Consider the following 25940-nt stretch of genomic DNA (forward strand, 5'->3'; position numbering starts at 1 on the left):
ACGGAAAATGCCGTCTGAAAGGGCTTCAGACGGCATTTCGAGGATGGGCTTAATGCCAGTAACGCCACCAGGGCATATCGTCGGGCTGCCAAGCGTGCGTCAAAAACGGGCTTTTCGGGAAGTTGGTTTCCAATACGCGGCGCGTATCGGCGGCAAGCTGGGGCTTGTCCAACTTCTTGTAGGCAAGTTCCAATATGGCCAGTGATTCTTCGACATAGCGTGTATTTTGATAGCTGCCGATAATTTTTTTGGCGCGGTTGGCGGCGGCGATATATGCGCCGCGTTTCATGTAGTAACGCGCCACCGACATTTCATTGCCGCCCAAAGCATCGACCAGTTTGACCATGCGTGCGGTTGCATCGGCGGCGTATTTGCTGTTCGGGAAGCGTTGGACGAGTTCCGCAAACGCCTGGTACGCTTCGCGGTTGGCTTTCGGGTCGCGGTCGGACCAGTCTTGCGAGGCCAGTTTGTTCAGGAAGGACTGATCTTCGTTAAACAGCACCAAGCCGCGCAGGTACAGCGCGTAATCCATGTTCGGATGCTGCGGATGGAGGCGGCGGAAGCGTTCGATTGCCGCCAGAGCCTTGTCTTTTTCATCGTCTTTATAATAGGCGTATGCGGTATCCAGTTGGGACTGCCGGGCATGGCGGCTGGTGGGGAAGCGCGATTCCAAGATTTCGTATAACTTGACAGCCCGCGTATAATTGCTGCTGTTCAATTCGTCCTGGGCTTCGGCATAGAGCTTCTCCACACTCCAATCTTGGGTAATCTGGGCATCTTTGTCGGCCGTACCTTGAGTGGCACAGGCACTCAGTGCCAAACCTAATGAAACCGTTAAAAGAATTTTTTTCATGCAGAATACTTCCTTTGATAATGAATCCGATTATAGCGACGATTCAGACTTTGCGTCAGCTTCCGGAACTGAAAACCGTATCGGTCTGACCGTTCCGCTCGAGCTTGCCGGCGGGCGGTTGGATGCGGTGTTGGCGAAACTTCTGCCCGACTATTCGCGCAGCCGCCTGACATCATGGATTAAAGAAGGCGCGGTTATTGTAAACGATAAACCTTCGCAACCCAAAGACAAAATGATAGGCGGCGAGCAAATTTGTGTAACCGTCCGTCCGAGTGAGGAAAATCTGGCGTTTGTTCCGGAGCCTATGGATTTGGATATTGTTTACGAAGACGATACCGTCATCGTCGTCAACAAACCGGCCGGACTGGTGGTGCATCCGGCGGCGGGCAACTGGACGGGGACGCTGCTCAACGGCCTGTTGGCGCATTGCCCCGAGCTGTCCCAAATTCCGCGCGCGGGCATCGTACACCGTTTGGACAAAGAAACCAGCGGGCTGATGGTGGTTGCCAAAACCCTGCCGGCGCAAAATTCCCTCGTGAGGCAGCTTCAAGAACGCACGGTCAAACGCATCTACCGCGCCGTCGCCAACGGCATCGTCCCCTTCGACGGTAAAATCGAAACCCAAATCGGACGCGATCCGCACAACCGCCTGAAAATGGCAGCCGTCAAATTCGGCGGCAAGCCTGCCGTAACCCACGTCAAAGTGTTGGAACGCTATCTTGCCCACAGCTACATCGAATGCTCGCTCGGAACGGGCAGGACGCACCAAATCCGCGTCCATATGCGCGAGGCCAACCATCCGCTTGCCGGCGACCCGGTTTACGGCAACCCGCGCCATCCGTGCGGCGACACGGTGAAAGAAGCCGTTAAAAGTTTGGGCGCGCGTCAGGCGTTGCACGCCTACCGCTTGAGTTTTACCCATCCGGAAAGCGGCGAAACCGTTTCGTTTGAGGCACCGATTCCGGACGACATATATCATTTGTTGTCCGTCCTCCGTCTTGAAGCCGGTTTGGATTCGTCTTTGAGCAATGAAGAGGAATGGCAGGACAAATTCGGCGCGGACGACGATGACGATTGGAACGAAGACGACTACGATGTCGAAGTGGTTTATGTAAGGGAGTGAGGCGGCTTGAAAGGCGGGGCGAACGCAGGCAGCCGAACCGGAGCAGCCGGGCAATCGTCCCCGCCGATTTCAAACAAAGGCCGTCTGAAGGGGCCGGGCAGAAACCGCCGGTTTCGGTTGCCCCGTTCAGACGGCATTATGATGAAAGGCGTTTAGGGTTTTTTATGTTTACCGGCTTTGGCCGCCCAATAAGTTGCCAGCAGCGAGCCGGAGATATTGTGCCACACGCTGAACAATGCGCCCGGAACGGCAACGACCGGCGCGGCGGCAAAGTGTGCGGCGGCAAGCGCGGCGGCCAGGCCCGAGTTTTGCATACCGACTTCGATGGCCAGCGTTTTTTGTGCATCATAAGGCAGGCCGGTCCATTTGGCGGCAAAGAAGCCGAGCAGGTAGCCGATGCCGTTGCGGAGTACGACAACCGCAAAAATCAGCAGGCCGCTTTCCATAATCTTGCCTTTGCTTGCCCCGACTACCGCGCCGATAATCAGCACGATGGCGGCAACGGAAACCAGCGGCAGCGCATCGGTCGGCTTTTCGGTTTTACTGCCCAAAACCTTATGGACAATCAAACCCAAAACAATGGGGAGCAAAACCATTTTGACGATGGACATCAACATACCGGCCGCTTGGATTTCCAGCATTTCACCGGCAAGCATCAGGAAGATGGCGGGAGTCAGCAATGGGGAAATCAGGGTGGAAACAGACGTAACGGCAACCGACAAAGCCACATTGCCGCGCGCCAGATAGGTCATCACATTGGAAGCCGTACCGCCCGGGCAGCAGCCGACCAAAATCACGCCGACCGCGATTTCGGCAGGCAGGTTCAACAGTTTGGACGGCAGCCAGGCGGTTGCCGGCATAATGGCGAATTGTGCGATTACGCCGATGATGACGGCTTTGGGATGTTTGAACAAAATATCGAAGTCGGAAGGTTTGAGCGTCAAACCCATACCGAACATAATAATGCCCAACAGCCAAGGAATATAAGGCCCCGCCCATTTGAAGGTGTCGGGCGCGAAAAAAGCGGCGGCGGCAAAGAGCGAGGTTCAGAGGGAAAATGTTTTTCCGATAAAGCTGCTGATTTTACTGAGGATATTCATAATAATGCGTTGCGTGTTTGTTTTTAAGGGAAGGCAAGCATACACGCCTTAACCTTAATTTGCAAAATGACCGCGCCTAAACAATGCCGTCTGAAAGTGGAGATTGGTTTTCAGACGGCATCGCCCGAGAGGTGTCGGAAATGGACTTTATCCCCATTCCTTTTCGGTTGAAACCCGTCTGTTTATAGCGATAGAATCTAATCGGAGGGCAGCCTCGTTCGGGCAACACGCAGTGCGGTGCTTGATGTGCCGTCCCCTGTTGAAGCATATAAAGCTCGGAGAAAGTATATAAGGGCATCATTCCCGCACCGGCAAGAATCCGACCCGAACGTTTGAAAACAATCCCGAATCTCCGAATTCCCGCCTGTGCGGGAATGACGAAAAAACAAGCATCCATTTGCCCCGAAGGCAGTTAATCAACCCTTTCCGCCGCACACCTATTCCAATATCCAATGAAAACCATCACAGAAACCCTAAATCTCGCCCCGAAAGGCAAAAACTTCCTGACCGCCGATTGGCCCGCGCCCGCCAATGTGAAAACCCTGATTACCACGCGCAACGGCGGCGTGAGCCAAGGTGCGTATCAGAGTTTGAACCTCGGTACGCACGTCGGCGACGACCCTGAAACCGTGCGCCGCAACCGCGAAATCGTGCAACAGCAGGTCGGATTGCCCGTTGCCTATCTCAATCAAATCCACAGCACCATTGTCGTCAATGCTGCCGAAGCATTGGACGGCACGCCCGATGCCGACGCTTCCGTGGACGACACGGGTAAAGCCGTCTGTGCCGTGATGACTGCAGACTGTCTGCTCGTTCTATTTTGCGACAGGGCAGGTACGGCGGTTGCCGCCGCACACGCGGGCTGGAGCGGTTTGGCGGGCGGCGTATTGCAAAACACCATTGCCGCGATGAAGGTTCCGCCTGTCGAAATTATGGCGTATCTCGGCCCTGCCATCAGTGCGGATGCGTTTGAAGTCGGGCAGGACGTGTTTGATGCGTTCTGCACGTCCATGCCCGAAGCCGCTGCTGCATTTGAACCCATCGGCGGCGGCAAATTCCTTGCCGACCTCTACGCGCTCGCCCGCCTGATTCTGAAGCGCGAAGGCGTGGGCGGCGTGTACGGCGGCACGCATTGTACGGTTTTGGAACGGGATATTTTCTTTTCCTACCGCCGCGACGGAGCGACGGGGCGTATGGCGAGCCTGATTTGGCTGGACGGCAATGCCGTCTGAACACGCCGCTGATATAATCTACCGACTTTATGCTTTTGAGAAAGGCAAGCGATGAACAAAATATTCCTTACTGCCGCAGCCTTGGTGCTGGGCGCGTGCGGTTTCCACCTGAAAGGTGCAGACGGCATTTCTCCGCCGCTGACCTACCGGAGCTGGCACATCGAAGGCGGACAGGCATTGCAGTTTCCTTTGGAAACCGCGCTGTATCAGGCTTCGGGCAGGGTGGACGATGCTGCCGGCGCGCAGATGACCCTGCGTATAGACAGCGTTTCCCAAAACAAGGAAACCTATACCGTTACCCGTGCGGCAGTCATCAACGAATATCTTTTGATATTGACGGTTGAAGCGCAGGTATTGAAACGCGGCGAGCCGGTCGGCAAACCGATGACCGTGTCCGTCCGCCGCATTTTGGATTATGCCGACAACGAAATTTTGGGCAAACAGGAAGAAGAAGAAACCCTGTGGGCGGAAATGCGGCAGGATGTTGCCAAACAGATTGTCCGCCGCCTGACCTTTCTGAAGGCGGAATGACGTGGCGGCACATATCGGACGCATCGATACGGACGCGCCTTTGAAACCTCTGTACGTCATCCACGGCGAGGAAGAACTGCTGCGTATCGAGGCAGTGGACGCATTGAGGGCGGCGGCGAAGAAGCAGGGTTATCTCAACCGCGAAGCCTATACCGCCGACGCGTCTTTCGATTGGAACGAACTGCTGCAAACCGCAGGCAATGCGGGTCTGTTTGCCGATTTGAAACTGTTGGAATTGCATATCCCCAACGGAAAACCCGGCAAAAACGGCGGCGAGGCATTGCAGGATTTTGCCGCCCGACTGCCGGAAGATACGGTAACGCTGGTTTTGCTGCCCAAACTGGAGAAAACCCGGCTCCAGTCCAAATGGTTTGCCGCATTGGCGGCAAAGGGGGAAGTGTGGGAAGCCAAACCGGTCGGTGCGGCGGCTTTGCCCCAATGGATACGCGGACGGCTGGACAAAATCGGTTTGGGTATCGAGGCAGACGCATTGGCACTGTTTGCCGAGCGCGTGGAAGGCAATCTGTTGGCGGCACGTCAGGAAATCGACAAGCTCGCGCTGCTGTATCCGAAAGGGCATGCCGTCAATATCGATGAGGCGCAAACCGCCGTTGCCAATGTTGCCCGCTTCGACGCGTTCCAACTGGCAGGCGCGTGGATGAAGGGCGATGTCCCGCGCGTATGCAGGCTGTTGGACGGGTTGGAGGAAGAAGGCGAAGAACCGGTGCTGCTTCTGTGGGCGGTTGCCGAAGACGTGCGGACGCTGATTCGGCTTGCCGCTGCCCTGAAACAGGGGCAGAGCATCCAATCCGTCCGCAACAGCCTCAGGCTTTGGGGCGACAAACAGACGCTCGCACCGCTTGCGGTCAAGCGGATTTCCGTCGTCCGCCTGCTTGACGCGCTCAAAACCTGCGCCCAAATCGACCGAATCATCAAAGGCGCGGAAGACGGCGACGCATGGACGGTATTCAAACAGCTTGTCGTGTCGCTGGCGGAATAAAGCGGTAATCCCCAAAATCCGAAAATACTGTAAAATACCGTTAATCCTGAAAAGTATTCACCAATCCGTCCGAAAACATTTCAGACGGCACGACCACCTCAATAAAGGAACATCAACCCTATGGACAATAAGACCAAACTGCGCTTGGGCGGCCTGATTTTACTGACCACCGCCGTTTTAAGCCTCATTATCGTATTGATTGTCGATTCCTGGCCGCTTGCCATCCTGCTTGCCGCCGTCATCGTCGCCGCCGCTGCGGGCGGCTTTGTTTGGACATCCCGCCGACAGCAACGCCAGTTTATCGAACGTCTGAAAAAATTCGACATCGATCCCGAAAAAGGCAGAATCAACGAGGCAAACCTGCGCCGTATGTACCACAGCGGCGGACAACACCAGAAAGATGCGATTACCCTGATCTGCCTGTCGCAAAAATGTTCGGTGGACGAGGCGCACGCTATGTTCAAAAAACGCCCGACACGTCAGGAAATCAATCAAATGGCGGCAAAACAGTCGCGCGGTCAGAAACGTCCGCACCGTTAACCGCCGCAAGGCATCTTTGCACAAATGCCGTCTGAAGTCTGTTGGCGTTTCAGACGGCATATTCCGATTGAAAAGATGATGATACTGAAAACCGCCCCGCTCAAACGCCGCTTTGCCGCCATACTGTATGAGATGCTGCTGGTCGGTGCGGCGACCTGTTTGGCAGCATTGCTTGCCGGTATTGCCGCCATTTTTCTGAATCCCGTTTCTATCGCGGTTTCTGCATTGGTAACGAGTATCCTGATAATGGGAGCATGGTGGCTTTATTTCCGCGCCAACTGGCACGGTCAGGGGCAGACCTTGGCGATGAGGACATGGAAAATCGGCTTGTGCGACCTTAACGGCATACAGCCGTCTTTGCACCTGCTGCGCCTGCGCTTTATTTGGGCGTGCATATTCATCGTCTTCATTCCTATGCTTGCTTATGCCGGATTGCGCCACTTCCTCGGCATTCCGCCCAAGGGCGCGGCCGGCGCGGCATTGGTTTGGCTGATTTTGCCGTGGGGGTTCGCCCTGCTGAATCCCGACCGGCAGTTTCTGTATGACTTCCTTGCCGGAACGAGGTTGGTGGATGTGAAAGAACAATCTTGAATTGCTTGCAACAGAGGTTTTCAGCCGATCAAGAATGCCGTCTGAAAAAAGTTTCAGACGGCATTGTCATGTTTGGAGAGAAAGGCAGGGTTATTCGATATTCTGCACCTGTTCGCGCATCTGTTCGATCAGGACTTTCAGCTCGACCGAGGCTTGGGTGCATTCGGTAGCGATGGATTTGCTGCCCAAAGTGTTGGCTTCGCGGTTCAGTTCCTGCATCAGGAAGTCCAACCGTTTGCCGCTGCTGCCTTTGTGTTCGGTAACGATACGGCGCACTTCGGCAATGTGGGTGCGCAGGCGGCTGAATTCTTCGTCGATGTCGGATTTTTGGATAAAGAGGGCAAATTCCTGTTGCAGCCTGTCGTTGTCGATGCTGCCGACGGCTTCGGCAAGGCGGGTGCGGATTTTTTCTTTATGCGCTTCCACCAGCGCGGGGAAGATTTCGCTCAAAGCATCGATGATTTCTTCCATGTTTTTAATGCGTTGTAACAGGTGTTCGCCCAATTTTTTCCCTTCACGCCGACGTGCGGCGGTAAAGTCTTTTAGTGCTTTGTCGGCCAGTTCGACAATGGTTTTCGCCAATGCTTCCGTATTTTCCTTTTGGCTTGCCAATACGCCCGGAAAGCGCAAAATATCAGCAACGCCCAGTTTTGCCAAATCATAATGTTTGCGGAGGTTTTTGTTGATTTCGGCAAGCTGTCCGACCAGAACGCGATTCAGTTCCAAAGACTGATTGCCGTTTTCCGCATCTTGAATTTGGATTTTGCATTCGACTTTGCCGCGCGCCAGATGGGATGAAATCTGCTCGCGGATGCTGTTTTCCAAATGGCGCAAATCGTCGGGCATCCTGATTTGAATGTCCAAAAAGCGGTGGTTGACGGCGCGGATGTCGAGGTTGATGCGTTTGCTGCCGCACTCTGCCGCCGCGTTGGCAAAGCCGGTCATGCTGTGGATGCGGATATTTCCGCTGCTCATGTCGTTCTCCGAAGTTCGTTAAAATGGAATCAATATATCACATCTGTATGGCGGCAAGCGTTTTCGGGTGTGAAAAATTGAAGATTTCGCAGCGGTAGATTGGAATCACGCGCTTTTGTTGCTGCAAGGAAGGGAAATGTATCAAGCAAAATCTCCAAAACCCGAACAGGCTATGGGTTTTTTGCCAAAATGATTTTTGCAAGCCGTTGGCTGCAAGTGCCGATTTATGCGGGGCTGACTGTTGTACGGGCGATTTGTGCCTATAAGTTTTTGAAATCGTTGAAGCATCTGGTCATGAATTTGGATGTGTCGGACGAAAACGCCATCATGCTCGCTGTTTTAAATCTGATTGATGTGGTTATGATTGCGAATTTGCTGACCATGGTGCAGATTGGCGGGTATGAGTCGTTCGTATCCCGGTTGCGTATCGACGACCATCCTGACCGGCCCGAGTGGTTGAGCCATGTGAATGCACCGGTATTGAAGGTAAGGCTGTCGATGTCGATTATCGGTATTCATCCATCCATTTGCTCCAAACATTTATCAATTCCGCCAATCTGTCGGAAAAGCAGCTGATGTGGCAGTGTCTGGTGCATGTCTGCTTTTTGATTTTGGCGATTGCGATGGCTTGGGCGGATAAAATCGTGTACGGCACGACGCACAAACCGCATTGATGTTTACCAAATAAAATACCCGACAAATTGTTTTGTCGGGTATTTTATTGTGTATATTTCAAACCGCTTCGGCTTCTTCGGTCAGGAAACCGCGCAGTTTCTGCATGGCTTTCGCTTCAATCTGGCGGATGCGCTCGGCAGATACGCCGTATTCGGCGGCAAGCTGGTGCAGCGTCAGTCCGCCGTCGTCTTGAAGCCAGCGGCTTTCCACAATGCGGCGGCTCCTGTCGTCCAATTGCGCCAAGGCGTTTTGCAGGCCTTCGGTTTGCAGGGCGTAATGCGCCTGTTTCGATAGTTGTCGGCTCGGTTCGGAATCGTGGTCGGCAAGCCAGTCGATGGGGGCGAAACTGTCCTCGTCGTCGCTGTTGTCTGCCATGATGGCGATGTCGTGTCCCGTCATGCGCTGTTCCATTTCCAGAACTTCGGAAAGTTTGACACCCAAATCGTCGGCGATGTCTTGTGCCTCTTTGGGAGACAGGACATTAAGGTTTTTACGCATGCTGCGCAGGTTGAAAAACAGCTTGCGTTGCGGTTTGGTGGTGGCAACGCGGACAAGGCGCCAGTTCCTCAGGATGAATTCGTGAATTTCCGCTTTAATCCAATGCACGGCAAATGAAAACAGGCGTGCACCTCGACCGGGCTCGTAGCGTTTGACCGCCTTCATCAGACCGATATTTCCTTCCTGAATCAGGTCGGCCTGATTCAGCCCGTAGCCGTCATAGCCGCGCGCGATGGAAACGACGACGCGCAGGTGGGACAGGATGAGTTGTTTGGCGGCGTTGAGGTCGCCCTTTATCCGGCGTTCGGCGAGGCGGGTTTCTTCTTCCTGGGACAGCATCGGGATGCTGTTGACGGTGTGGATGTATTGTTCGAGGCTGCCGTTGCCGCTTTGGATGGCGGGTAATGCGAAAGCGTTATTCATTTGGGGCATTTCCTTTCGGCTGAAACTGCGTATCGGCGGTTTGGTGTGTTGGGATGCAGTATATCACTGCTTGGCTTGTATTTTGTATGTTTGGCAGGAGATATACGCTAAGGTTTGAAAGACAGGAAAATTTTGTAAGGCAAGTTTGATTGATTTTGTAAACCTGATAGCTCAATTCGATTTTAGAATTATATTACATACGTGGTTGTATGTAAACGGCCGGTTTGAAAAAAGACAGCCCGTCCGGACGGACTGTGCAGGTATCAGTGTTCTTTGTTTCGGAAGATGAAAAGAATCAGTGCGGCTAGGGTCAATATGCCCATCAACCACCATGAACTGCCGGTTTTCATATAGGGCGTTTCGCCGATGTAGCCTTTGATGTGTCCTTCTAATACGGTTTCCGTATCGGGTTGGGCTTGGGCGATGATGTTGCCTTTGGGGGAGATGATGGCGGTTGCGCCGGTGTTGGTGGCGCGGACCATATAGCGTCCGAGTTCCATAGCCCGCGCCTGCGATTGTTGGAGGTGCTGGTACATGGCGTTGGATTTTCCATACCACGCCATATTGCTGACATTGGCAAGCAGTGTGGCGTCTTTGGCGGCGGCAATCAGTTCGTCGCCGAATCCGTCTTCGTAGCAGATGTTGAAGGCGATTTTTTGGTTTTTCATCATCATGGCGGATTGCTTGCCGCCGCCTTTGCGGAAGTCGGAAAGGGGCATGTCCATCATTTTGTAAAGCGGTGTGGTCAGGAGGGGCAGCGGTTTGTATTCGCCGAAGGGGACGAGGTGGTTTTTGGCGTAGTAAGGGATGCCGTCCTGATTGTTTTCCTGATAGCCGGTCAGGTTGATGACGGCGTTTTCGTAACCGTTGCCGTCCGAAGTGTATTGGCTGATGCCGACGGCGAGCGCGCTGCCGTTGTTTTGCGCCTGTTCGGCGAATTGCGCCAGTATGTTTTCCGGCAGGTTTTGGCGCATGATGGGAATGGCGGTTTCGGGCAGGATGACGATGTCGGCAGTGGTTTTGCCGACCTGTTCGTAATATTTCTGTATGGTCGGGATGACTTGGTCTTCACGCCATTTGAGGGTTTGGGCGATGTTGCCCTGAAGCAGGGCGACGGTGCTGCGGCTGCCGTCGGGGCGGGTGAAGTCGGTTTGTTGGGCGGTGTAGCCTGCGGCAAGCAGGGCGGCAATCAGAATGACCGGAAGCAGGCGTTTGCCCGAACGTGCGGTGTTGTCGATCGCCAAAACCAGCCAGACACCGAGAAAGGCGGTTGCCAGTGTAACCATGTGGATGCCGCCCAAGGGGGCGAAACCCGCCAGCGGGCTGTCCGGGGTGATTTGGGAGTAGCCGATTGCGCCCCAGCCGAATCCGGTCAGGAAACGCTCGCGGGCAAACTCGGTCAGCGTCCACAGGATGGGCAGTACCAGACCGGTCTTTATGCCCTGGGGCAGGGTAAATTTTTTCCACAGCCAGAAACACAGTGCCGGATAAAGGGCAAGGTAGGCGGGCAGCAGGAAGGTCAGCGGTACGGCATAGAGGTCGGGCAGGCCGGAAACGTCGTGCAGGGCAGTGTGTATCCAGTAGAACTGTGCCGTGTATGCGGTCAGACCGAACAGGTAGGCGGAAGAGGCGGCAAAACGCGGACGCAGTTCGATGAGGCGGACGAAGGCGCCGAAAATCAAGGGCATCAGCCAAAAGTGGTAGTAGGGTGCGAAGGCGAAGGGGGTGGCGGCGGCAAAAAGGATGAGCAAAGGCCAGTAGAGGGCGGGGTGCTGCCAGTATTTGTCCAGTTTGGAAAACATATTCGTCTGTCTGTTCGGAATATGCCGTCTGAACGTCTTTCAGACGGCATCGGTATTTGAAAAAGGAATCAATGCCTGACGAAACGATTCATCAGCGACAAGGCGGGGCGCAGGCAATCGAACCGGAAAGCGGCCCGACAACGAGGTTGGCGGAATACTCTGTCCAGCCAGCGTTCCAGTGTTGCGCGTGCAGGAAATCGTGCAAAAGGCCGAGGTTGTGGGCGGCGCATCAGCAGCATGCCCAAGTCGTCGAGTTTGACGATGACGGCGACGATTCCGTACACCAAAACAGTCATGCCGATGCCGATTGCCGCCATCACGAGCGAGCGCGTCATCAGGCTGTATTGTTCGACCACGCACAGCGCGATGATGATGATTTCTGCGGACAGGATAAAGTCGGTACGGATTGCACCTTTGATTTTAGCCTGCTCGTTAACCGCCGTTTCGCCGCCGTCATCGTGCGCGTCATGTCGGTGCAGAAACTTGTGCAGCAGCTTTTCCACGCCCTCAAAGCACAAATAAATCCCGCCTGCCGTCAAAAGCGGCGTAATGAGTTGCGGCAGGAAGGCGGAAAGCAGCAGAGCCGCAGACACCAAAACCGGCTTGTTGGCAAAAGAACCTTTCGCCACCGGCCAAACAATCGGCAACTCGCGTTCTGCCGATACGCCTGTAACCCGGTTGGCATTGGGTGTCAAATCGTCGCCGGCCACGCCGGCGGTTTTCTTTGCGGCGGCTTTGGTCATCAGGGCAACATCGTCCAAAACGGCGGTGATGTAGTCCGGCAGAGTAAATAGTGAGGCAAATGCCATAAAAAATCCTGAAATGCGGCGCAAAGTCCGACATTATATAGGAGAACGCGGGTTTGGGCGGTATCAGGCGGCATGAAACAGGAAAATGCCGTCTGAAGGCGGTGGCGGACATGAAATAAAGTTTCGTGAGAAGAAAATGCCGTGTTACAATCTTTCGATTCTAATTTCATGAATTTTAAGGGGGAGCCGTTGGCGTGGATTGGATGAACAGCCTGTTTCTGCTGGGTGGCGCACTGTTGTTCCTGAGCGTGGTTTCGACCACTTTGTCCGCACGTTTGGGAATGCCTTTGCTGCTGGTGTTTCTTGCCGTCGGCATGCTGGCGGGCGAGGAAGGCGTTGGCGGCATTGCCTTCAATAATGTCGTGATGGCGAATTTCATCAGCCAGCTTGCTTTGGCGGTTATTCTGCTCGACGGCGGTTTGCGGACGCAGCTTTCCAGTTTTCGGATTGCGTTGAAGCCCGCGTCGGTACTCGCTTCGTGGGGCGTGTTTGCCACTGTGCTTCCGCTGGGACTGTTTGCAACTTTTTATCTCGGTTTGGATTGGAAGTTCGGCGTGCTGATGGCGGCGATTGTCGGTTCGACCGATGCCGGCGCGGTATTCAGCCTTTTGCGCAACAGCGGCGTGCGTTTGAACGAACGGGTGCAGGCGACTTTGGAAATCGAATCGGGTGCGAACGACCCGATGGCGGTTTTTTTGGTTACGGCACTGATTACCATGATTATGCAGCCGGCGGAATCGGGTGCGGCAGCGTTTGTCCGGATGCTTGCGCTGCAAATCGGTTTCGGTCTGCTGACGGGTTGGGCGGGCGGAAAGATATTGGCAAAGCTGGTACGCCGTCTGAATCTTGCGGAAGGTCTGTACGCGCTGATGATTGTGTCGGGCGGGCTGCTTGTGTTTGCGTTTACCAATACCATAGGCGGCAGCGGCTTTTTGGCGGTTTACTTTGCCGGCATCATTGTCGGTAACCAGCGCAACCGTGCGACGGAACACGTTTTGCGTGTGATGGACGGTTTGGCTTGGCTGGCGCAGGCAACTTTGTTCGTCATGCTCGGTCTGCTGGTTTCTCCCGCCGGCGTGTTGGACAGGGCGGCGGAAGCCTTGGCGATTGCGGCGTTCCTGATGCTGGTCGCGCGTCCGCTGGCAGTGTTCGGCGGTTTGTGGAAATTCAATTACAGCCTGCGTGAAAAGGCGTATATCAGTTGGTTGGGCTTGCGAGGAGCCGTACCGATTTCGCTGGCGATGATGCCGCTGGTGATGGGCGTTCCCAATTCGCACCTGCTGTTTGATGTGGCGTTTGCCGTGGTGGTGCTGTCGCTGCTGATTCAGGGAACGACGATTCCTGTGATGGCGCGGCTGTTGAAGGTTGCCATGCCCAACAAGCCCGAACCGAAAGATACGCATGATATTTGGCTGGCGGAAAAGGAAATTGTCAGAATGTCGGCGTTTAAAGTGGTTGCCGAATCTGAAGCGGAGGGACACCATCCCGATACGGTCGAACCGATTTCCGATTCGTTTGACGCACGCTGTTTCGCATTGATACGCAACGGCAGCCGAATCGAAATGCAGTCCGACACCGTGCTTCAGGCGGAGGATTTGGCGTGGTACATCCTGCCCGACGGCAAGGTCGATAAAATGGCGAAATACTTTACCGAGACGGGTATCGGCGTCCGTGAAAATTTTGATTTCTTCGGTGAGTTTGTCGTTTCGCCGGCAGCACGTTCGGGCGATTTGGCACTTGCTTACGGTTTGAAGCTGGAAGCGGGCGAAGAGGGTTTGAGCCTTGCCGAGCTTTTCGATAAGCGTTCCGACAGTCAGGAGCCGGTCGAGGGCGACCGTATTGACATCGGCGGCTTTATGCTGACCGCGAAGGAGGTTGACGGTGGCGGCAATATCGGGTCTATGGGGCTGAAAGTACCGCGTTAGAAAGGTTTGATTTGAATGCCGTCTGAAGCCGGATTGCCGGTTTCAGACGGCATTTTGTCTGTTTGGTTTTTTTTGCCTTTTGCCTGTTTTACGTCTTTTTCGGTAACGCTTCCGCCGCCGTTGTCAAAGGCGTTCATGATATAAGTGGCGACGGCGGCAATGTCCGCATCGCTGATGGCGGTTGCGGGCATGAATCCGTTGTAGGTTTTGCCGTTGACTTTGATTGTACCGTTGATGCCTTTGACCATGCTGTGCAGCAGGACGTGCGGTTTGTTCATAATATAGTCCGACCGGAAAAGCGGAGGAAACGCAGTGCCGCGCCCTTCCCCTTTCTTGCCGTGGCAGGCGATGCAGTTGGATTCGTACACTTTTTGCCCTTTTGTCATGATGCTGTTGTCGGCGGCAGAAGCGGCGGCGCAGAGGAAGTGCAAGACGAGGGCGGTCGGCAGTCGGGTTGTGTTCATTGGCGTTTCCTTAATGTTTGAAACCTTGTTGTTGATTTTGCGTAGCGGGTGAAAGGTTTTTTTGCCGAATCGGTAGTAAGGTTGCACTTGATGTGCTGTCCGGCATAGATGCCATCATACGCTAAAGTAGCGGGAAAATGCCGTCTGAACACGGCGTTCAGACGGCATTTTAGACATGGCTCAAACAGTTTCAACGCCAGCCGCCAAGGTTTTCTTCGGCAAGTGCGACGAGTGCGTCTATCCAGTCGGGGTTGTCGTTGAGGCAGGGGATGTAGCGGTAGTTTTTTCCGCCCGCTTCATAAAACTGTTCCCGCCCCATCAGGGCGATTTCTTCCATGGTTTCCAAGCAGTCTGCCAAAAAGCCCGGGCAGAATACGTCCAGCTCGGTTACCCCCTGTTTGGGCAGTTTGCCGAACAAATCCTGCGTGCTCGGTGTAACCCATTTTGCCCTGCCGAATTGGCTTTGGAACGATACGGTATATTCGTCTTCGGTCAGTTCCAGTGCTTCGGCAAGCAGTTTGGCGGTGTGGCGGCACTCGTCGGGATAGGGGTCGCCGAGGTCGTAGTGCTTCTGCGGTACGCCGTGAAAACTCAACATCAGTTTTTTCCCACGCCCGTGTTCCGCCCAATATCGGAGGATGTGGTTTTTCATTGCATCAATGTAGCCGGCATCATCATAAAAGCGCGAAATGGTGCGGACGCTCATTTGGTTGCGTTGCAGCAGCAGTTGTTCGCACACTTTATCTACCGCCGCTCCGCTGCTGGAAGCGGCATATTGCGGATATAGGGGAATCGCAAGCAATCTGCCTACACCTTGGGATTTCAGCTCCGCCAATACATCCGCTATCGAAGGATTGCCGTAAGTCATGGCGTGGCGGACGATGAGGTCGGGCATACGTTCGGCAAGCGCGGCAGCTTGGCGTGCTGTGTAAACTTCTAGGGGCGAACCTTCCTTAAACCAGATTTTTTCATAGGCGTGCGCGCTTTTTTTGGGGCGGAACGTCAGTACCAGGCCATGCAGAATGGGATACCACAGCCATTTGGGCAGTTCGACGATGCGCCGGTCGGTCAGAAAGGATTTCAGATAAGGGCGTACCGCCTGTGCGGTCGGTGCGTCGGGTGTGCCGAGGTTCAACAGCAAAACGGCGGTACGGTTTTGTTGCGTATAGGAAAGGGAGGGTTCTGGAAGGAATGGAAGCATGATCGGTTTCTGAAAAATAGTGCAGGCAGGGTAAGGCGGCAAAATGCCGTCTGAAGCGGCTTCAGACGGCATTGCCGGGAATCAGTCCACGCCGCGCGCGCGGTTTTCGTGGAATTGCGCCTGCCAGTCGGCAAATTTGCCTTGTTCGACGGCATCGCGCATTTCCGCCATGATGACTTGGTAGAAATGCAGGTTGTGGATGGTGTTCAATTGCGCGCCCAAGATTTCGCCGGCGCGGTGCAGATGGTGCAGGTAGGCGCGGCTGAAATTTTGGCAGGCGTAGCAGGTGCAGCTTTCGTCTATCGGACGCTTGTCGGGCTTGTGTTTGGCGTTTTTGATTTTCAAATCGCCGAAACGGGTAAACAGCCAGCCGTTGCGTGCATTGCGGGTGGGCATCACGCAGTCGAACATATCGATGCCGTGCGCCACGCCGTACACGAGGTCTTCCGGCGTGCCTACGCCCATCAGGTAATGCGGTTTGTGTTCGGGCAGCATCGGGCCGACGGCGTGCAGCATACGGTACATTTCGGGCTTGGGTTCGCCGACGGACAAACCGCCGACGGCAAGGCCGGGAAAATCAAATTCCTCCAAACCGCGCAAAGATTCTTCGCGCAAATCCTCATACATCGCGCCTTGCACGATGCCGAACAGCGCGTTCGGGTTTTTCAAATCTTCAAAGGCTTTTTTGCTCCGTTCCGCCCAGCGCAAGCTCATTTGCAGGGATTTTCGCGCCTGTTCGCGCGTTGTTTCGCCCGGCGTGCATTCGTCCAACTGCATCGCGATATCCGAGTTCAAAACCGTTTGGATTTTCATGGAAATTTCAGGTGATAAAAACAGCTTGTCGCCGTTAATCGGGCTTTTAAACGTACAGCCTTCTTCGGTCAGCTTGCGCATATCCGACAAAGAAAAAACCTGAAAACCGCCCGAGTCGGTCAGAATCGGTTTGTCCCAGCCGATAAAACCGTGAAGCCCTCCAAACTGTTCGACGACCTCCAAACCCGGACGCAGCCACAAATGATAAGTGTTGCCCAAAATAATTTGCGCCTTGATGTCGTGCAGGTTTTGCGGGTTCATCGCTTTGACCGAACCGTAAGTACCGACCGGCATGAAAACCGGCGTTTCGATTTTTCCGTGGTTCAACTCCAGCGTGCCGCGTCGGGCGAGACCGTCTTTTTTGTGTAAAGTAAATTTAAGCATAAGATTGAATGTAAGTTGGGCGACAGGGGTCGAAATATATTTTAAAAGACGGCATTATAAATGAATTCCCACGGTTTTTCAGACGGTATCCCCAAATCTTGCCACAATGTTGCATAAAGAAATGCACATCTCTCTTGCAAAAATTAAAACGACCCGATAAAATACAAAAATTCTTTGAAGGCACGTAGCTCAGTTGGTTAGAGCACCACCTTGACATGGTGGGGGTCGTTGGTTCGAATCCAATCGTGCCTACCAAATTCCCATAACGGCATTTATGCCGTTATTTTTTAATCTTTCGGAGCGTTTGATGTTGAATATTACCTTGCCGGACTGTTCAGTCCGCCAATACGAATCCCCCGTTACCGTGGCTCAAATTGCTGCGTCTATCGGTGCCGGTTTGGCGAAGGCGGCGGTGGCAGGCAAGGTAAACGGCAAATTGGTCGATGCGTGCGACCCGATTGTTGAGGATTCTGCTGTTCAAATCATTACTCCGAAAGATCAGGAAGGCATCGAAATCATCCGCCATTCCTGCGCACATCTTGTCGGGCATGCCGTCAAGCAACTCTATCCTAATGCAAAAATGGTTATCGGCCCCGTCATTGAAGAGGGCTTTTATTACGACATCGCCACGGAAAAACCGTTTACACCGGAAGATGTTGCCGCCATTGAAGCGCGTATGAAAGAATTGATTGCCCAAGATTATGATGTGGTCAAAATCATGACTCTGCGTGCGGAGGCGATTAAAATTTTTCAAGAGCGCGGCGAAGAATACAAACTGCGCCTGATTGACGATATGCCCGAAGTGGAAGCGATGGGGATATATCATCACCAGGAATATGTCGATATGTGCCGCGGCCCGCACGTTCCGAATACCCGTTTCCTGAAAAACTTCAAACTGACCAAGTTGGCAGGCGCATACTGGCGCGGCGACAGCAATAATGAAATGCTGCAACGTATTTATGGCACTGCTTGGGCGACGAAAGACGAATTAAAAGACTATATCCAACGCATTGAAGAAGCAGAAAAACGTGACCACCGCAAATTGGGCAAGCAACTGGATTTGTTCCACTTGCAGGACGAAGCGCCGGGTATGGTGTTTTGGCATCCCAAAGGTTGGGCTTTGTGGCAGACTATCGAGCAGCATATGCGTAAAGAGCTGAATGCCGCCGGTTACAAGGAAGTTAAAACCCCCCAAATCATGGATAAAACCTTTTGGGAAAAATCCGGCCACTGGGACAACTACAAAGACAATATGTTCGTAACCAGTTCGGAAAAACGCGAATATGCGGTTAAACCGATGAACTGTCCGGGTCATGTTCAAATTTTCAACAACGGTTTGCGTTCATATCGAGATTTGCCGATGCGTTTGGCGGAATTCGGTTCTTGCCACCGCAACGAGCCGAGCGGCGCACTGCACGGTCTGATGAGGGTTCGCGGTTTTGTGCAGGATGATGCGCATATTTTTTGTACCGAAGATCAAATCGTCAGCGAGGCTCGTGCGTTCAATGAATTGTTGGTTCGCATCTACAAACAGTTCGGTTTCCATGATGTATCCGTCAGGCTTTCCCTTCGCCCTGAAAAACGCGCAGGTTCAGACGACGTGTGGGATAAGGCAGAGCAGGGTTTGCGCGAGGCATTGACTGCCTGCGGCGTGGAATGGGGCGAATTGCCGGGCGAGGGTGCGTTTTACGGGCCTAAAATCGAATATCACGTCAAAGATGCCTTGGGTCGTTCTTGGCAATGCGGTACATTACAACTGGATTTTGTCTTGCCGGAACGCTTGGATGCAGAATATGTAACAGAAAACAACGACCGAGCGCGGCCTGTTATGTTGCATCGCGCCATTTTAGGTTCTTTGGAGCGGTTTGTCGGCATTCTGATTGAGAACCATGCAGGCTCTTTCCCGTTATGGCTTGCACCGGTTCAAATGGTGATTATGAACATCACCGAAAATCAGGCAGATTATTGTCGGGAAGTTGCTGCCAAATTGCAGGCGGCAGGCTTCCGCGCCGAGTTGGATTTGCGTAATGAAAAAATCGGTTACAAAATCCGCGACAACAGCCAATACCGTTTCCCTTATCAAATCGTTATCGGCGATAAAGAGAAACAAGAAAACAAAGTTGCGGTACGCCGCAAAGCGGAAGACTTGGGTTCTTTGGATTTGGATGATTTCATTGCGCAATTGCAGCAAGAAATCACTGATGCCCTCGTCAATCATTAATTTTTATAGGAGTATTCATCATCGCTCAAGAACGCGAAGCACGAATCAACGGTGAAATTACCGCCAAAGAAGTGCGTTTAATCAGTGAGTCAGGCGAACAGCTTGGTGTCGTTTCAGTTCGTGAAGCTTTGGCTATGGCCGAAGGGCAGGATGTCGATTTGGTAGAGATTTCCCCAACTGCTAAACCTCCTGTGTGCAAACTGATGGATTACGGTAAATACAAATACCAACAAGCCAAGAAGCGCGACGAAGCCAAGAAAAACCAAAAGCAGGTGCAAATTAAGGAAATCAAATTCCGTCCGGGTACAGATGAGGGCGATTATCAAATCAAGATGCGCAACATCAACCGCTTCCTTGCCGACGGCGATAAAGTCAAAGTGACATTGCGTTTCCGCGGCCGTGAAATGGCTCACCAGCAACTCGGCGCGCAACTTTTGGAACGTGTAAAAGAAGATTTGGCTGAAGTGGCGCAAATCGAGTCCTTTCCCAAAATGGAAGGCCGTCAAATGGTGATGATGATTGCGCCGAAGAAAAAATAAAGCTATAATTTTCCGCTTACTCCGATTGCCGCTTCGGAGTAAGTTTTCAATTGCGGCAAAAAACCGTGGCATTGTGGGTTCAAGTGTTTGAAACCGATGTTTTAAAACCCCCTAATGCCTTATCCGATAACGAATGGAGTTTTCCCATGCCTAAAATGAAAACCAAGTCTAGCGCGAAAAAACGCTTTAAAGTACTGGGTAACGGCGGTGTGAAACGCGCTCATGCGTTCAAACGCCACATCTTGACTAAAAAGACCACCAAAAACAAACGCCAACTGCGCGGTACCTCTATGGTAAATGATCGCGATTTGGCTTCTGTTGCTAAAATGTTACCCTACGCTTAAGGAGTTTAGAATATGCCACGCGTAAAACGCGGTGTTACCGCCCGTGCCCGTCACCAAAAAATCTTCGCGTTAGCCAAAGGCTATCGTGGTCGTCGTAAAAACGTTTACCGCGTTGCCAAGCAGGCGGTAATGAAAGCTGGTCAATACGCATACCGTGACCGCCGCCAACGCAAACGCCAATTCCGTCAATTGTGGATTGTTCGTATCAATGCAGGTGCGCGTGAAAACGGGTTGTCTTACAGCAAATTTATGAACGGTCTGAAACGCGCCTCTATCGAAATCGACCGCAAAGTATTGGCTGATTTGGCCGTGTTCGATAAAGCCGCTTTTGCACAATTGGTTGAAAAAGCCAAAGCTGCTTTGGCTGCTTAATCCAAAAAATTGAAAAGGAAGCTGCGGCTTCCTTTTTTCTTTGTTTGCGGAAATTCTATGTGATTGATTTTCTTTCTTTAAAGTCTATTTTTTTAAATAAATTTGCGTTAAAATACAGAAAATTTATCCAATGGATTGGCCGTGAAGAAAATAAGGTCGTCTGAAGAGTCTGATATGTCAGGCTATACAGGCGGCCTCGTTGTTTCAGGTGGCATATCATTAATTGACAGGCTTGATATTATGGAAAATGTAAACCGTATCGTTGCAGAAGGCATTGCCGCAGTAGAAGCTGCGCAAGACTTCAACGCTCTAGAACAAATCAAAGCCCGTTATCTTGGCAAAACCGGCGAGTTGACCGGACTTCTGAAAACTTTGGGGCAAATGTCGCCTGAAGAGCGCAAAACCATAGGTGCGCATATCAATGAATGCAAAAACCGGTTTCAGACGGCTTTTAATGCCAAACGCGATGCCCTCAACGAAGCCAAGCTGCAAGCCCGACTTGCCGCCGAAGCCCTCGACATTACCCTGCCCGGACGCGCTCAGGAAGGCGGCAGCCTGCATCCCGTAACCCTGACCTTGCAACGTGTGGTCGAACTCTTTCACGGAATGGGTTTCGAAGTGGCGGACGGGCCTGAAATCGAAGACGATTTTCACAATTTCCAAGCCCTGAACATCCCTGCAAACCATCCTGCCCGTGCGATGCAGGATACGTTTTACGTTGAAAACGGCGATGTTTTGCGTACGCACACTTCCCCGATTCAAATCCGCTATATGCTCGATAAAAAAGAGCCGCCCATCCGCATTATCGCCCCCGGCCGCGTTTACCGTGTGGACAGCGATGCCACGCACTCGCCTATGTTCCATCAGGCCGAGGGTTTGTGGGTAGAAGAGGGCGTAACTTTTGCCGACTTAAAAGCAGTGTTCACTGACTTTATCCGTCGCTTCTTTGAACGCGATGACCTACAAGTGCGTTTCCGTCCGTCTTTCTTCCCATTTACCGAGCCTTCTGCCGAAATCGACATCATGGGAGAAAACGGCAAATGGTTGGAAGTAGGCGGTTGCGGTATGGTACATCCTAATGTGTTGAAAAATGTCAATATCGACCCTGAAAAATATACCGGTTTCGCTTTCGGTATTGGTCTCGACCGCTTTGCCATGTTGCGCTACAACGTCAATGACCTGCGCTTGTTCTTCGATAACGATTTGAACTTCTTGAAGCAGTTTGAATAAATCTCAAATAAACCCAATGGATAAATTAACCCCGGAGCAGCGCAAAAAATGTATGCAGTCCAACAAAAGTACAGGGACGAAACCCGAGCTTGTGTTGGCGAAGGCAATGTGGGCTTTGGGGCTCAGGTATCGGAAAAATAGCGGAAGCATTTTTGGAAAACCTGATTTTTCATTTAAAAAATATAAAGTTGCCGTATTTGTCGATGGGGAATTCTGGCACGGTAAGGATTGGGAACAGAAAAAAGCGGTAATAAAGGGAAATCGTGAGTTTTGGATTGCCAAAATTGAGCGCAATATCCAAAGGGATATAGAAGTAACAGGCCGTCTGAAAGCCGAGGGCTGGACGGTTTTACGTTTTTGGAGTAACGATGTCGTCAAAAATACAACCTGCTGTGCCGAAAAAGTCAAAGAAATCATCCAAACAAGATGAATTGATTTACAAAAACAAGATTAAGGAAGATGGGCAGGATGAACGGTTAAAAGAAAAAGCAGCACAATACCGCCTTTTTGAAAACAACGATACTTTTCAGACGGCCTTGAAACCCAAATTTACCTTTATCGACTTGTTCGCAGGTATCGGGGGCTTCCGCATCGCGATGCAGAACTTGGGCGGGGAATACGTGTTTTCGAGCGAGTGGGACGAAAAAGCCAAACTGACGTACGAAGCCAATTTCGGAGAAGTGCCGTTTGGCGATATTACTTTGGAAGAAATCAAACAATACATTCCGAAGCAATTTGATGTGCTGTGTGGGTTTACCTTATCAAAATAAAGATTTTAGAAATATGAGGCTTTCTGATTATATTTTGAATAATAAAATAAATATAAATAATTTATCTGATAAACAGGTACAAGAAATTATTGACTATTTTTCTTCAGAAATAGACGACTGGTTATTGGCAAGCGAGAAGGAGTTAAAAGATTATGATGTATACCTATACAAATTAGTACTAGATGGACAGCAATATGTTCAGGGAATAAGAAAATCTGTATTGTACGATTTCCTTATGGAAAATCAGAAAGATAGCTGATAAAAATGAAAAAATGGACTAGAGATGAAACCCTGGTTGCCCTTTATCTTTATTACATCATTCCTTTTCAAAAGGTTAGTAAGGACAATCCTGTTATTCAAGAATATGCTGAAATACTGGGCAGGACACCGTCCGCACTCGGTATGAAGATAGGAAATTTGGGTCGTTTAGATCCTACGCTGAAAGTCAAAAATATTTCGGGATTAAGTAATGGCAGTAAAATGGATGTTGTCGTATGGAATGAGTTTTCAGGAGATTGGGAGCAACTTAATAAAGAATTTGAGGGAGTCATTTCCCAATACCAATCAAATGATGAGAATAGTAATATTGAAATAGAATCACCTGAGATTCCAAAGGGAAGGGAAAGGTTTGCAAGAATATCAGTACGCGTCAATCAGGGCTTTTTCCGTTCCAGTGTTTTGGCAGCATACAATAATCAATGTTGTATTACTGGATTAAAACAACCTGAATTGTTAGTTGCTAGTCATATCAAACCCTGGAGGGAAGATAAGGATAACCGTTTAAACCCAAGGAATGGGCTATGTTTGAATGCGTTACATGACAAAGCTTTTGATAGGGGGTTGTTAGGAATAGATGAAAATTTCAAAATTATATTTTCTCCACTACTGGCAAAAACAGAAGGATTTGATGATTTATTTAAACCATATGAAAATCGGATGATAAGACTGCCTGAAAGACTAAACCCAAGTCTGGAATTTTTAAAATTTCACAGAGAAAATATTTTTCAGAGTTGAGTAAATATCAACATTAACCAGAATTCTAAAACAGACTGTCTGAACGAAAATTGATAAAACAAAAGTTAATTAATTGATTGAGAACATAACATGCAATTCTCCTACTCATGGCTGAAAACCCAAGCCAATCCTGATCTTTCTGCCGATAAACTGGAACATCTTTTGACCATGGCCGGTTTGGAAGTGGAAGAAATCGATACTGCCGCCCCTGCTTTCAGTGGCGTGGTTGTTGCCGAAGTAAAATCTGTTGAAAAACATCCTGATGCAGACCGTTTGAACGTTACTCAAGTTGATGCCGGTACGGGCGAGTTGGTTCAGATTGTTTGTGGTGCGCCGAATGTCAAGCCGGGCATTAAAGTGCCGTGTTCGTTGCCGGTTGCCGTTTTGCCGGGCAATTTTAAAATTAAGCCGACTAAAATGCGCGGCGTACCATCAAACGGTATGCTGTGTTCGACCAATGAACTGGGTTTGCCTGATGATGGTGTAGACGGCCTGCACATTCTGCCTGAAGATGCGCCTGTCGGTACCAACATCCGCGAATACTTGGATTTGGACGATATGCTGTTTACGTTGAAAATTACGCCTAACCGCGCTGATTGCTTGAGTGTTAAGGGCATTGCGCGTGAGGTTTCTGCGTTGACTCAATGTGCGTTTACGCCTGTTGAAATTCAGACGGCCCCTATCGGCAGTGAGAAAAAACAGGCTGTCCGTATTGATGCACCGGCTGACTGCGGCCGTTTTATCAGCCGCGTTATTGAAAATGTCAACGCGAAAGCGGCTACTCCTGATTGGATGAAACAACGTTTGGAACGCAGCGGTATCCGCAGCATTTCCGCATTGGTGGACATTGGCAACTATGTGATGCTGGAAATCGGTCAGCCTATGCATGTTTTCGATGCTGATAAGCTGTCGGGCAGTTTGATTGTCCGCCGTGCTCAAAATGGCGAGACTTTGGCGTGTCTGAATGAGAAGACGGTTACTTTGGCTGACAATACACTGGTGGTCGCTGATGAAAAAGGTGCGTTGAGCTTGGCCGGCTTGATGGGTGGCGCGGCGAGCGCGGTTTCAGACGGCACGCAAAATATCGTGCTGGAAGCGGCTTGGTTTGAGCCCGAAATCATCGTCGGCAAATCGCGCCAATACGGTTTCGGTTCGGATTCGTCGTTCCGCTTCGAGCGCGGCGTGGATTACCGTTTGCAGGCGGATGCCATTGAACGCGCCACCGAATTGGTTTTGCAGATTTGCGGCGGTGCGGCAGGCGAGATGGTGGAAGCACAAGGTAAATTGCCCGAAGCCAAGCAGGTCGGATTGCGTTTGGGTCGTCTGAAAACCGTGTTGGGCGTGGACATTCCTGCCGAACAGGTGGAAACCATTTTGCAACACTTGGGTCTGCAGCCTGAGAAAACGGCGGAAGGCTTCCGCATTACCGCGCCGAGCTTCCGTTTCGACATCGAAATTGAGGCTGATTTGATTGAAGAAATCGGACGCGTTTACGGCTATGAAAACATCCCCGACGATTACACGTCAGGCCGTCTGAAAATGTCGGAACTGCCCGAAACACGCCGTCCGCGTTTTGCCGTTTACAACGAAATGGCGGCGCGCGGCTACCGCGAAGTGATCAGCTATGCCTTCGTTGACGAGCAGTGGGAACTCGATTTTGCCGCCAACGCCGCCCCCATCCGCCTGCAAAACCCGCTGGCGGCGCAATATGCCGTGATGCGTTCTACGTTGATTGGCGGCTTAGTGGAAATTTTGCAAAACAACCTGAACCGCAAGCAAAACCGCGTGCGCGTGTTTGAAATCGCCTGCGTGTTCGGCAAAGGTTCAGACGGCCGGTTTGTCCAAAACGAACGCATCGGCGGTCTGTGGTACGGCGCGGCGATGCCCGAACAATGGGGTGAGAAAACGCGCAATGCGGATTTTTACGACATCAAGGCGGACGTGGAAAATCTGTTGAAAAACAAAGCGGTCGAGTTCGTTAAAACCGGACATCCCGCCCTGCATCCCGGACGTGCCGCCAATATCGTTTCAGACGGCAAAGTCATCGGCTTTGTCGGCGAACTGCATCCGAAATGGCTGCAAAAATACGACCTGCCGCAAGCGCCGCTGGTATTTGAAATCGATATGGCGGCTGTGTTGGAATGCGGGAAAACGCGCTATCGGGCCGTATCGAAATTCCAGCCGGTGCGCCGCGATTTGGCGTTTGTGATGCCGGAAGTTATGAATCATGATGATTTACTGCTTGTCTTGAAAGGCGCAGCAAACAAGTTGGTACAGGAAATCAGCGTGTTTGACGTGTATCGCGGCACGGGTCTGCCCGAAGGGATGAAGAGCGTGGCGGTTAAAGTGATTTTGCAGGATATGGAAAACACGCTGACGGATGAGGCGGTCGAGCCGCTTATTGGAAAACTGATTGGCGTGGCAACGGAGGCAGGGGCGCGGCTTCGCAGTTAAAAAATAAATATTCGCTTGAATTTTAAATAAAAATTGGTAATAATCCACAACTGTTAC

25 protein-coding genes, 1 tRNA gene and 3 pseudogenes are annotated in these 25940 nt (G+C 51.7%); 19 read left to right on the top strand and 10 right to left on the bottom strand.

Annotation, left to right across the window (positions count from 1 at the left end; translation table 11 throughout):
* Positions 1 to 49: 49 nt before the first annotated feature.
* Positions 50 to 853 carry an outer membrane protein assembly factor BamD gene (locus DFR77_RS00135; protein ID WP_003687645.1) on the bottom strand — a complete coding sequence of 268 codons (804 nt, stop codon included), beginning with the start codon at positions 851 to 853 and terminating at the stop codon, positions 50 to 52.
* Here DFR77_RS00135 and rluD point away from each other — a divergent pair.
* On the top strand, positions 852 to 1976 hold the full coding sequence (gene rluD, locus DFR77_RS00140) for a 23S rRNA pseudouridine(1911/1915/1917) synthase RluD (RefSeq protein ID WP_003692709.1): 1125 nt from the start codon (positions 852 to 854) through the stop codon (positions 1974 to 1976). The two genes, DFR77_RS00135 and rluD, sit on opposite strands and share 2 nt — an antisense overlap.
* Positions 1977 to 2128: 152 nt before the next feature.
* Here rluD and DFR77_RS00145 read toward each other — a convergent pair.
* Positions 2129 to 3076, bottom strand: a pseudogene (locus DFR77_RS00145) (bile acid:sodium symporter family protein).
* A gap of 76 nt (positions 3077 to 3152) precedes the next feature.
* Positions 3153 to 3377, bottom strand: a complete 225-nt coding sequence (locus DFR77_RS00150) for a hypothetical protein (RefSeq protein ID WP_225577482.1) — start codon at positions 3375 to 3377, stop codon at positions 3153 to 3155.
* Positions 3378 to 3528: 151 nt separating this feature from the next.
* On the opposite strand from DFR77_RS00150, the gene pgeF reads away from it, so the two are divergent.
* The 5 genes from pgeF (at position 3529) to DFR77_RS00175 (ending at position 6970) form a co-directional block, all read left to right on the top strand.
* Positions 3529 to 4308 carry a peptidoglycan editing factor PgeF gene (gene pgeF, locus DFR77_RS00155; RefSeq protein ID WP_113852013.1) on the top strand — a complete coding sequence of 260 codons (780 nt, stop codon included), beginning with the start codon at positions 3529 to 3531 and terminating at the stop codon, positions 4306 to 4308.
* 51 nt (positions 4309 to 4359) lie between these two features.
* Positions 4360 to 4839, top strand: a complete 480-nt coding sequence (locus tag DFR77_RS00160; RefSeq protein WP_003692715.1) for an LPS-assembly lipoprotein LptE — start codon at positions 4360 to 4362, stop codon at positions 4837 to 4839.
* Between the two features lies 1 nt (position 4840).
* On the top strand, positions 4841 to 5839 hold the full coding sequence (gene holA / locus DFR77_RS00165; protein ID WP_003687654.1) for a DNA polymerase III subunit delta: 999 nt from the start codon (positions 4841 to 4843) through the stop codon (positions 5837 to 5839).
* 120 nt (positions 5840 to 5959) lie between these two features.
* The gene (locus DFR77_RS00170) at positions 5960 to 6379 is read left to right on the top strand and encodes a hypothetical protein (RefSeq protein ID WP_002217668.1); all 420 of its coding nucleotides are present in this window, start codon (positions 5960 to 5962) and stop codon (positions 6377 to 6379) included.
* Positions 6380 to 6454: 75 nt separating this feature from the next.
* Complete coding sequence (locus DFR77_RS00175; protein ID WP_033908763.1) at positions 6455 to 6970, top strand: RDD family protein; 516 nt, start codon at positions 6455 to 6457, stop codon at positions 6968 to 6970.
* Positions 6971 to 7060: 90 nt separating this feature from the next.
* On the opposite strand, the gene DFR77_RS00180 is transcribed toward DFR77_RS00175, so the two are convergent.
* The gene (locus tag DFR77_RS00180; protein WP_003696791.1) at positions 7061 to 7945 is read right to left on the bottom strand and encodes a YicC/YloC family endoribonuclease; all 885 of its coding nucleotides are present in this window, start codon (positions 7943 to 7945) and stop codon (positions 7061 to 7063) included.
* A 99-nt stretch (positions 7946 to 8044) separates the two neighbouring features.
* Between DFR77_RS00180 and DFR77_RS00185 the strand changes: the two genes are divergently transcribed.
* Positions 8045 to 8521, top strand: a complete 477-nt coding sequence (locus DFR77_RS00185; RefSeq protein WP_003687659.1) for a TIGR00645 family protein — start codon at positions 8045 to 8047, stop codon at positions 8519 to 8521.
* Between the two features lie 156 nt (positions 8522 to 8677).
* Here DFR77_RS00185 and rpoH read toward each other — a convergent pair whose 3' ends face one another.
* From rpoH to DFR77_RS00205, 3 genes and pseudogenes are all read right to left on the bottom strand, one after another.
* The gene (gene rpoH, locus DFR77_RS00190) at positions 8678 to 9541 is read right to left on the bottom strand and encodes an RNA polymerase sigma factor RpoH (RefSeq protein WP_014580118.1); all 864 of its coding nucleotides are present in this window, start codon (positions 9539 to 9541) and stop codon (positions 8678 to 8680) included.
* Between the two features lie 263 nt (positions 9542 to 9804).
* Entirely contained in the window at positions 9805 to 11343 is a 1539-nt protein-coding gene (lnt, locus tag DFR77_RS00200) for an apolipoprotein N-acyltransferase (protein WP_047926209.1), read from the bottom strand.
* Between the two features lie 68 nt (positions 11344 to 11411).
* Positions 11412 to 12152 (bottom strand): annotated as a pseudogene (locus DFR77_RS00205) (DUF808 family protein).
* A gap of 203 nt (positions 12153 to 12355) precedes the next feature.
* Between DFR77_RS00205 and DFR77_RS00210 the strand changes: the two are divergent.
* The gene (locus tag DFR77_RS00210) at positions 12356 to 14077 is read left to right on the top strand and encodes a potassium/proton antiporter (protein WP_113852014.1); all 1722 of its coding nucleotides are present in this window, start codon (positions 12356 to 12358) and stop codon (positions 14075 to 14077) included.
* Here DFR77_RS00210 and DFR77_RS00215 read toward each other — a convergent pair.
* The 3 genes from DFR77_RS00215 to tgt form a co-directional block, all read right to left on the bottom strand.
* Positions 14074 to 14541: a cytochrome c2 gene (locus DFR77_RS00215; protein ID WP_010359846.1), complete on the bottom strand. Its 468-nt coding sequence runs from the start codon at positions 14539 to 14541 to the stop codon at positions 14074 to 14076. The genes DFR77_RS00210 and DFR77_RS00215 overlap by 4 nt on opposite strands.
* Positions 14542 to 14731: 190 nt before the next feature.
* On the bottom strand, positions 14732 to 15742 hold the full coding sequence (gene hemH, locus DFR77_RS00225) for a ferrochelatase (RefSeq protein WP_010359848.1): 1011 nt from the start codon (positions 15740 to 15742) through the stop codon (positions 14732 to 14734).
* Positions 15743 to 15823: 81 nt separating this feature from the next.
* Positions 15824 to 16939, bottom strand: a complete 1116-nt coding sequence (gene tgt / locus DFR77_RS00230) for a tRNA guanosine(34) transglycosylase Tgt (protein WP_003690771.1) — start codon at positions 16937 to 16939, stop codon at positions 15824 to 15826.
* A gap of 178 nt (positions 16940 to 17117) precedes the next feature.
* On the opposite strand from tgt, the gene DFR77_RS00235 reads away from it, so the two are divergent.
* The 11 genes and pseudogenes from DFR77_RS00235 (at position 17118) to pheT (ending at position 25883) form a co-directional block, all read left to right on the top strand.
* Positions 17118 to 17194: transfer RNA gene (locus tag DFR77_RS00235), tRNA-Val, on the top strand.
* Between the two features lie 52 nt (positions 17195 to 17246).
* Entirely contained in the window at positions 17247 to 19160 is a 1914-nt protein-coding gene (gene thrS / locus DFR77_RS00240; RefSeq protein WP_113852018.1) for a threonine--tRNA ligase, read from the top strand.
* 17 nt (positions 19161 to 19177) lie between these two features.
* Positions 19178 to 19699: a translation initiation factor IF-3 gene (infC, locus tag DFR77_RS00245; RefSeq protein WP_010951024.1), complete on the top strand. Its 522-nt coding sequence runs from the start codon at positions 19178 to 19180 to the stop codon at positions 19697 to 19699.
* A 146-nt stretch (positions 19700 to 19845) separates the two neighbouring features.
* Positions 19846 to 20043, top strand: a complete 198-nt coding sequence (rpmI, locus tag DFR77_RS00250) for a 50S ribosomal protein L35 (RefSeq protein WP_002232040.1) — start codon at positions 19846 to 19848, stop codon at positions 20041 to 20043.
* A gap of 12 nt (positions 20044 to 20055) precedes the next feature.
* A complete protein-coding gene (rplT, locus tag DFR77_RS00255; protein WP_002214103.1) occupies positions 20056 to 20415 on the top strand; it encodes a 50S ribosomal protein L20 in 360 nt (119 codons plus the stop codon).
* Positions 20416 to 20655: 240 nt separating this feature from the next.
* Positions 20656 to 21645, top strand: coding sequence for a phenylalanine--tRNA ligase subunit alpha (gene pheS, locus DFR77_RS00260; protein WP_010951025.1), 990 nt, complete (start codon positions 20656 to 20658; stop codon positions 21643 to 21645).
* A gap of 16 nt (positions 21646 to 21661) precedes the next feature.
* Positions 21662 to 22075, top strand: a complete 414-nt coding sequence (locus DFR77_RS00265) for a very short patch repair endonuclease (RefSeq protein ID WP_003690774.1) — start codon at positions 21662 to 21664, stop codon at positions 22073 to 22075.
* A 106-nt stretch (positions 22076 to 22181) separates the two neighbouring features.
* A pseudogene (locus DFR77_RS13910) lies at positions 22182 to 22391 on the top strand (DNA cytosine methyltransferase); the annotation flags it as partial.
* A complete protein-coding gene (locus tag DFR77_RS00275; protein ID WP_003704415.1) occupies positions 22384 to 22674 on the top strand; it encodes a hypothetical protein in 291 nt (96 codons plus the stop codon). The pseudogene DFR77_RS13910 and the gene DFR77_RS00275, both read left to right, overlap by 8 nt.
* Before the next feature lie 5 nt (positions 22675 to 22679).
* Positions 22680 to 23429 (top strand): HNH endonuclease, encoded by a 750-nt coding sequence (locus DFR77_RS00280; RefSeq protein WP_003704414.1) that lies wholly within the window; start codon positions 22680 to 22682, stop codon positions 23427 to 23429.
* Between the two features lie 90 nt (positions 23430 to 23519).
* Positions 23520 to 25883 carry a phenylalanine--tRNA ligase subunit beta gene (gene pheT, locus DFR77_RS00285; protein WP_003687684.1) on the top strand — a complete coding sequence of 788 codons (2364 nt, stop codon included), beginning with the start codon at positions 23520 to 23522 and terminating at the stop codon, positions 25881 to 25883.
* The last annotated feature ends 57 nt before the right edge of the window (positions 25884 to 25940 follow it).

Source organism: Neisseria gonorrhoeae, from assembly GCF_003315235.1.
GTDB classification, from domain to species: domain Bacteria; phylum Pseudomonadota; class Gammaproteobacteria; order Burkholderiales; family Neisseriaceae; genus Neisseria; species Neisseria gonorrhoeae.